This is a genomic window from Acinetobacter sp. R933-2 (assembly GCF_030325485.1).
Classification (GTDB): Bacteria; Pseudomonadota; Gammaproteobacteria; order Pseudomonadales; family Moraxellaceae; genus Acinetobacter; species Acinetobacter sichuanensis.
This window is the reverse complement of sequence record NZ_JACAIJ010000009.1, coordinates 165547-172473: the sequence shown is the minus strand read 5'-3', so window position 1 is coordinate 172473 and position 6927 is coordinate 165547. Positions and strand designations below refer to the sequence as shown.

Here is a 6927-nt window from a genome sequence, read left to right as displayed (position 1 = left end):
AATTCAACCAAGTCATTGTTTTATCAGAAGTTTTAATCTTCATCACCGCCGATGGATGTGCATTCTACAGCATTTCACATTAGACGCAACCCCTTTTTATGGTTTTTTTATTTTTTTATGCATGACTGCTTATTTATTCTTCAAAATTGAAGTTTTTTGCTATTTTTTAAGCATTATTGGCACAGAATTTTGTGATTTTTCTAATATTTGATGGTCTTTATCTATTTCTTGCCATTTCAAAGGTCGACAATCGATATATTCGCAATAACCATTTTCACCATCAATCTGTTCATCATTGAGTGTAATTTGAAAACTAAAGCTCCCCACATAACCTGCGCCTAAACCAAACTTATAATCTCCTCGACTTTGTGCTTGTATATTTATTTGTATTTCTTGATCAGCATATTTCCATTCAAATTCACGTGGTAGATACATTTCTTGCTGGTTTACAGTTTTGACTTTTGGAAAAACACGATGAATATTAAAGTAAAGATTTCGATCCCACATTTTTACTTGTTGTTGTTTTAGATCTCGTAAATAAAGCCTTGAGTAGAGAATATTATTGAGTTGATCTCGACTATGTAACAAAATTAATTGGCGTTCATCGTCCAATTGAATCAACTGATAGACATAGAGTGCATAAGGTAAATATGGAAAATTCACTAAACGTGCATATTCAAATGCGCCCATTTGCTCTATTTCAAACTTTTGATTTTTATATTGTATTAAACCTTTACATTGAGCAAGCAATGACCAATGCTCAGCAAATCCAAATTTTAAATGAATAAAATGTGAAATGAGTGGCGTAGTTTCAATGTGTAAATCAAAGCTTAATTCGTCATCTTGACGATATAAATGAAATTTAGGAAATTGCCCTGTTAATTGTTCTTTTTGATTAAAGTTAAAAAGTGTTTCTTTATTTTCTGTCAATTTAAACTGGCATTGTTTTTTAATTGAATAGGTATTTAATTGTCCGATCATGTGTGGACTTGTGCTTGCCAATACTGTTGCTGTATCTAAAGCTGTATCTTGAATGAGTGCTGTATTACACAATGCTGCATTATTTGGCTGTCCAATCAAACTGAAAAAATTAAAATAATGTAAAGGTGCTGGTAAGTTTACCAACACCAATTTTTGATGAATAATTTTATATTTATCTTTAGGTGGATGATAGCAAAGCTGAATTTTTTGCTGAGCTTGATTTAACTGTTTAGACTGATCTAAGAAATCCTGAAATAGCCGCATATCAAGCTCCTTATGTTTTAATGGCTCTCATTTTAACGAGCATTTAAAGCGCTGTATTTTTTCTCGCTAAAAATGTTGTTACAAAACCTGAAAGTGCATAGATAATTGAAATGATCAAAATACCTACAGGAATGTTGTAAGTAATTGCTGCAAAAATGAAAACTGCGATAGGTAAAACAAAGAATGGAACACGCTTACGATCTACAGTTTTAAATGAATAATATTTAATATTAGAAATCATCAATAAACCAACACAGATAATAATCACTGCATTAATCGTTTGTATTGCAACATCTTTTAAATCAAAGATATAAGGAAAGTCTCGTCCTACCCAAACCAACGAGATAATCATTACAGCTGCTAAAGGACTTGCAACACCAATAAAGTAACGCTTATCCACCACACCAATTTGAACATTAAAACGTGCTAAGCGAAAAGCAGCACAAGCGGTATAGACAAAACATGCCGCTAAGCCGATCCGACCTAAATCGTTCAAACTCCAGCTATACATTAAAATTGCAGGAGCAACACCAAAAGCCAATAAGTCGGATAATGAATCGTATTGTTCACCAAAAGCACTTTGCGCACCAATTGCACGAGCAACACGACCATCTAAACCATCTAATAATGCAGCAAGAAAAATCGCATAAATGGCTTGATTAAAATCCCCATTCATACTGGCAATAATAGAGTAAAATCCAGACAATAATGCAGCCGTAGTAATTAAGTTAGGCCACAGGTAGATTCCACGACGTTTCACCTTTTGCCCTTCATGTGTATGTTCTTCTTCTTCTACTTCAAAAGTAATACCATCAAAACCATGATCTTGAGTAGAACTCTGGCTTTCTGGTTTATTTATATTTGTCATTTTCGAATCCTATCTATAGCCTCTAAGAAGCTGTGATATTTCACCTAAAGTATTTACGACTTGTATTTCTAAGTGAAATTGATGTGAATTAGCTAAATTATTTCGTCTAATTTTTGTAATTCACATCATTGATTGTACTCAGAATATCACCTCGGGTGAATTATTCACCAACCAACCAGCGTACCGCAGCATGCCCACCATTTTCACTCATACGTAAATGTGGGAATAACCATTGTAATGCTTCATCTGCATCTTCAGAGAATTTCCAAGGTGGATTAATCACCAATAAACCACAGCCATTTAAACCCACTGGCGTATCATCAGGCCACACACAGACTTCACAGACCAACTGACGACGAATACCTGTTTTAAACATTTTCTTTTCAAAACGTTCAATCATGGCACGGTCTTTAATTGGATACCAAACTGCAAAGACACCTGTTGGCCATTTTTTATAAGCAGCTACGATCAATTCAACTAATTGTGGAAAATCCTTACGTTCTACTTCATAAGGTGGGTCGATCATCACCAAACCACGTTTTTCTTTCGGTGGAATTACACCAAGTAAACCTTCGTAAGCATCACGCTCATGTAAACCTGCACGTTTGTCACGGATGTTATAATAAAGCTGTTGAAATACATCACGTTGCATTTCAAAAATAGTTGCTTTATCAGTTTCACGCATGCCTTCAAGTGCAAACCACGGCGAACCCGGATATGCACCTTTACCTGAAGCTGCACGCATATCTTGAACCACTTTAAGATATTGTTTTACACCCTCAGGTGCATTGCGTGTAATTGAGTCATCAAGTTTAACTAGACGATGAATTCCCGTCAGAAACTCACCTGACTTTTGCGCTTCAGAAGTAGATAAATCATATTTACCTGCGCCGCCATGCGTATCAATATAGCGATAAGGTTTATCTTTAGCATTTAAACGTGCTAAAAGTTGAAGCAATAACACGTGTTTCATGACATCAGCAAAATTGCCTGCATGGAAATGGTGACGATAATTCATGTTTCGATTAATTCCTGTGTTCAACCGACATTTTAGCACGAAAAAAAAATTCTTCATCGTCCATCGTTTGTTCTAAGATAGCATCTCTTTTTTATTTAACTTTTTTGGATATTTATGGAAGTTATATTTCTCCCAAAGTGTTGGAATGTTGATCAAATTCTTGATGATTTAGATCAACACGGTTTTACTATTATTGATGATGTTTATTCTCCTGAATATATTCATGCTTTAACAGAAGAATGTACATCTCATCTGACTCAATTTCGTCAAGCTGCCATTCAAAATGGTGTCATGAATCAAATTCGAAGTGATCATATTTTATGGATCAATGAAGATTTAAATATTGCACAACATCATATTGAATCTCTCAAACAACTTTCACAAAATTTAAATCGTGCTTTTTATTTAGGAATTAATGATATAGAAGCACACTTTGCCTGTTATAACGCAGGTGAGTTTTATGCCCTACATCGAGACAATCCTCAAGGTAAAAATGGACGTATGATTTCAACGGTCTATTATTTACATGCTGAATGGCAAGATGACTGGGGTGGTCAATTACATTTACAAGATAAAAACAATCACTGGCATATTATTCAACCTAAGCCAAATCGTATTGCGATGTTCCAAAGTGACTTATTACACGAAGTAATCAAAGCTAAACATCAACGTCTTTCTATTACTGCTTGGCTACGTAGCGACCAATTACGACTATAAATTTATTTTACCACCTATTTTAGAACGCTAACTTTAAATTCATCTTTTCATCCTCATATATATCAGCATTGAAATGAGGATGAAGGCGCATGTCTGAAAATACAAAACAAATCATTGCACGCATTGGTGAGACAGATCAATTGTATTTGCAAGAAAACACGCCTGAACTTGCACTTGAACGTGGTGATTTGCGCTTGCAACTTGTTGTACAAAGCAATTCAAAACAGGAACAGGCACATTTTCTTCAGGAAGCAATCGTGCTCTTTGAAACAGCACGGGTTGAATATGAAGAAATGCCGCTACCGCTTTATGTCAAACTGTCGTTGCATTTAGCCAAAGCCTATATGATCTATTTTGAGATCAGTAAAGAGCCACATTATGCTTTAATTACACAACAAATTTTAAAATCAATGACGCAATATGAAAATGGTGATATTTACTTCATGTTGGCTTATGCCTCTATCAGTAAAAATGATCTTGCATTAACACGCCACTGGTTAAAAAAATATCTAAAAACAGCAGAGTTTGATTTGGAATTACTTCAAGAACATCCTGCTTTTCACCCTGTACGCAAAACGGACTGGTTTACAGACATCATTCAAAATAAATTGCATTAATCATTGATCAATACAAAGAAAAGATGACTAAATAGCCATCTTTTCTTTGTTGCTCTGGGGGAAATTGTCAAAAATTAAGCTGTTTGTAATTTATATGCATCCATATGTAATTGCTGATTTAGCTCATCAATCCATAATGCCCAATCATCATCTTGTACTAAATGGCTAATTAAAAAATCTCGTTGCGATTTATTCCAAAATGGCGCGTCATGTAAATTTTGATCTGCTGAAAGTTGATGAGTACGAACATAAAGTTCGATCGCTGCTGGGCTATTTGCTAGTCCAAGTTGTGCAAACAGTAATTCTAAGGATGGTTTGTTCGTCCTGAGCATAATGCCTCCTTATATAAATTTAATTGTCATTTGTTATGTAATTAACTTATAAGAATAGCATACGAAAAGATAGCCCATTCATCTGCAATGTTGTTTCAATTTGTGTTTAAAAAATCAACGATTTAGATAAAATCATCACATTTTATTTTAATATTGTGATAATTAATTCAATAATTCATTTAAGTCACTTATTTAAATCACTGCTAACACTTTATATCTCTGTTTATATTTCTAAATGATGGATATTTATAGTGCTATAAAAAAAGCACTCCTAAGTGGAGTGCTTCTTCAATTCAATCGAAAAGATTAAATTATTTAAGCATGTCAGCAACTGCTGCGCGCTCTTCTTCAAGTTCGTTCAATGTAACATTGATACGCTCACGGCTGAATTCATCGATTTCTAAACCTTGAACGATTTTGTATTCACCGTTTTCAGTTGTTACAGGGAAACCGAACATTACGCCTTCAGGAATACCATAAGAACCGTCTGAAGGAATACCCATAGTTACCCATTTGCCGTTTGTACCAAGCGCCCAGTCACGCATATGGTCGATTGCAGCGTTTGCAGCAGAAGCAGCAGAAGACAAACCACGTGCTTCGATGATCGCAGCACCACGTTTACCAACAGTTGGAAGGAATACGTCTTTATTCCAAGCAGCATCGTTGATTTTGTCTTTTAAGCTTTCGCCGTTTACAGTTGCAAAACGGTAGTCAGCATACATTGTTGGAGAGTGGTTACCCCAAACTGTCATTGTTTCGATGTCAGAAACTGCAACACCTGCTTTTTGAGCAAGTTGAGTCAATGCACGGTTGTGGTCAAGACGTAACATTGCTGTGAAGTTTTTCGCTGGAAGATCTGGAGCAGATTTCATTGCGATATAAGCGTTAGTATTTGCAGGGTTACCTACAACTAATACTTTAACGTCACGGCTTGCAACTTCGTTCAATGCTTGACCTTGACCGATGAAGATTTCACCATTTACTTTTAATAAGTCAGCACGTTCCATACCAGGACCACGTGGACGTGAACCTACTAATAATGCATAGTCAGCATCTTTAAATGCAACTTTAGGATCATCAGTACCAACCATACCTTCCAACAATGGGAATGCACAGTCGTCTAGTTCCATCATTACGCCTTTAAGCGCTTGTTGAGCTTTCTCAACAGGAATTTCTAATAATTGAAGAATAACTGGTTGGTCTTTACCCAGCATTTCGCCGCTCGCGATACGGAATAATAAGCTGTAACCGATTTGACCTGCAGCGCCAGTAACGGCAACACGAACTGCTTGCTTCATGTAATTATCTCCAATTGAGGATCGTTAATGTGATTAATGGATCAATTCCATCTAATCGAATTATCATAAACGGCAAACATTCTACTCCAATAAAGTTGCGGATGCATGCAAAAGAGAATGAATTTCAACAAAAGTATGATAGAAAAAATAAATAAGATGTTTCAAAAACTTAATACGCGCCTTTTATAGAAAAGCTTGTTGGACAATTTGAAACGATATGATTTGAACATTGTTTATATTGTCCATTCACTTTGTAACATATCTCGATTTCAGTCAAAACTGTATTAGATTTAGAGATTTGACAACTAAAACTGACTCCGTTTATTGGTAAAGTTGGGTTCAGTTTAGTAAATTGTGTTTTTAAATTTTGGTGATTCACTATTTTATTTTCTGAACTGGTTAAGTCAGCAGGTATTTTTAATTTTTCTGCTAAATTAATCATTGTTCTAAAGTACTGACTTGGATTCATTGGTACACAACCACCCACGCTTTGCCATAATTGTGTCCGTGAATTTGGATCTGGCATGACGCGTGCTACCACTTTTGACTGTAAAGGGCTGAGTGCTGCTGTTGATGTAACTGTACAATCTTTTTGAGTCGTTTCAGGCAATAAACCTGAGATTGTCAATGAATAGCCCTCTAAGCATTTTCGTTGCTTTTGTTTAGAGCTATCCAAAGCACAAACAGCAGGTGTAAGTTGTATTTGTAAGACATACCCTTGTGGCTGAACAGACGCAGCATAAACTTGAACTGTAAATAAAAGAAATCCTATGTAGACTGCCATCCACACAATATATTTTTTCCTTAAAATACAAAATACTACGTTTTTCAT

General features: G+C 35.4%; 8 protein-coding genes. 2 read left to right on the top strand and 6 right to left on the bottom strand.

What is annotated here, in order from left to right:
• Positions 1-159: 159 nt before the first annotated feature.
• The 3 genes from HX005_RS12435 to HX005_RS12425 form a co-directional block, all read right to left on the bottom strand.
• Entirely contained in the window at positions 160-1245 is a 1086-nt protein-coding gene (locus HX005_RS12435) for a DUF6670 family protein (RefSeq protein ID WP_286377586.1), read from the bottom strand.
• A 43-nt stretch (positions 1246-1288) separates the two neighbouring features.
• A complete protein-coding gene (pssA, locus tag HX005_RS12430; protein WP_107007633.1) occupies positions 1289-2113 on the bottom strand; it encodes a CDP-diacylglycerol--serine O-phosphatidyltransferase in 825 nt (274 codons plus the stop codon).
• A 160-nt stretch (positions 2114-2273) separates the two neighbouring features.
• Positions 2274-3131 (bottom strand): 23S rRNA (adenine(2030)-N(6))-methyltransferase RlmJ, encoded by an 858-nt coding sequence (locus HX005_RS12425; protein WP_107007632.1) that lies wholly within the window; start codon positions 3129-3131, stop codon positions 2274-2276.
• Between the two features lie 114 nt (positions 3132-3245).
• Here HX005_RS12425 and HX005_RS12420 point away from each other — a divergent pair, with 114 nt between their 5' ends.
• A complete protein-coding gene (locus HX005_RS12420) occupies positions 3246-3848 on the top strand; it encodes a 2OG-Fe(II) oxygenase (RefSeq protein WP_286377585.1) in 603 nt (200 codons plus the stop codon).
• Between the two features lie 89 nt (positions 3849-3937).
• Positions 3938-4465, top strand: a complete 528-nt coding sequence (locus HX005_RS12415) for a hypothetical protein (protein WP_286377584.1) — start codon at positions 3938-3940, stop codon at positions 4463-4465.
• Between the two features lie 74 nt (positions 4466-4539).
• Here the strand turns inward: HX005_RS12415 and HX005_RS12410 are convergent, their stop codons facing one another.
• The 3 genes from HX005_RS12410 to HX005_RS12400 all read right to left on the bottom strand — a co-directional run bounded on the left by HX005_RS12410 (position 4540) and on the right by HX005_RS12400 (position 6879).
• On the bottom strand, positions 4540-4797 hold the full coding sequence (locus tag HX005_RS12410) for a DUF2789 family protein (protein WP_107007629.1): 258 nt from the start codon (positions 4795-4797) through the stop codon (positions 4540-4542).
• Between the two features lie 311 nt (positions 4798-5108).
• Positions 5109-6095: a malate dehydrogenase gene (locus HX005_RS12405; RefSeq protein ID WP_107007628.1), complete on the bottom strand. Its 987-nt coding sequence runs from the start codon at positions 6093-6095 to the stop codon at positions 5109-5111.
• Positions 6096-6264: 169 nt separating this feature from the next.
• A complete protein-coding gene (locus tag HX005_RS12400; protein WP_286377594.1) occupies positions 6265-6879 on the bottom strand; it encodes a ribonuclease T2 family protein in 615 nt (204 codons plus the stop codon).
• Positions 6880-6927: the final 48 nt, after the last annotated feature.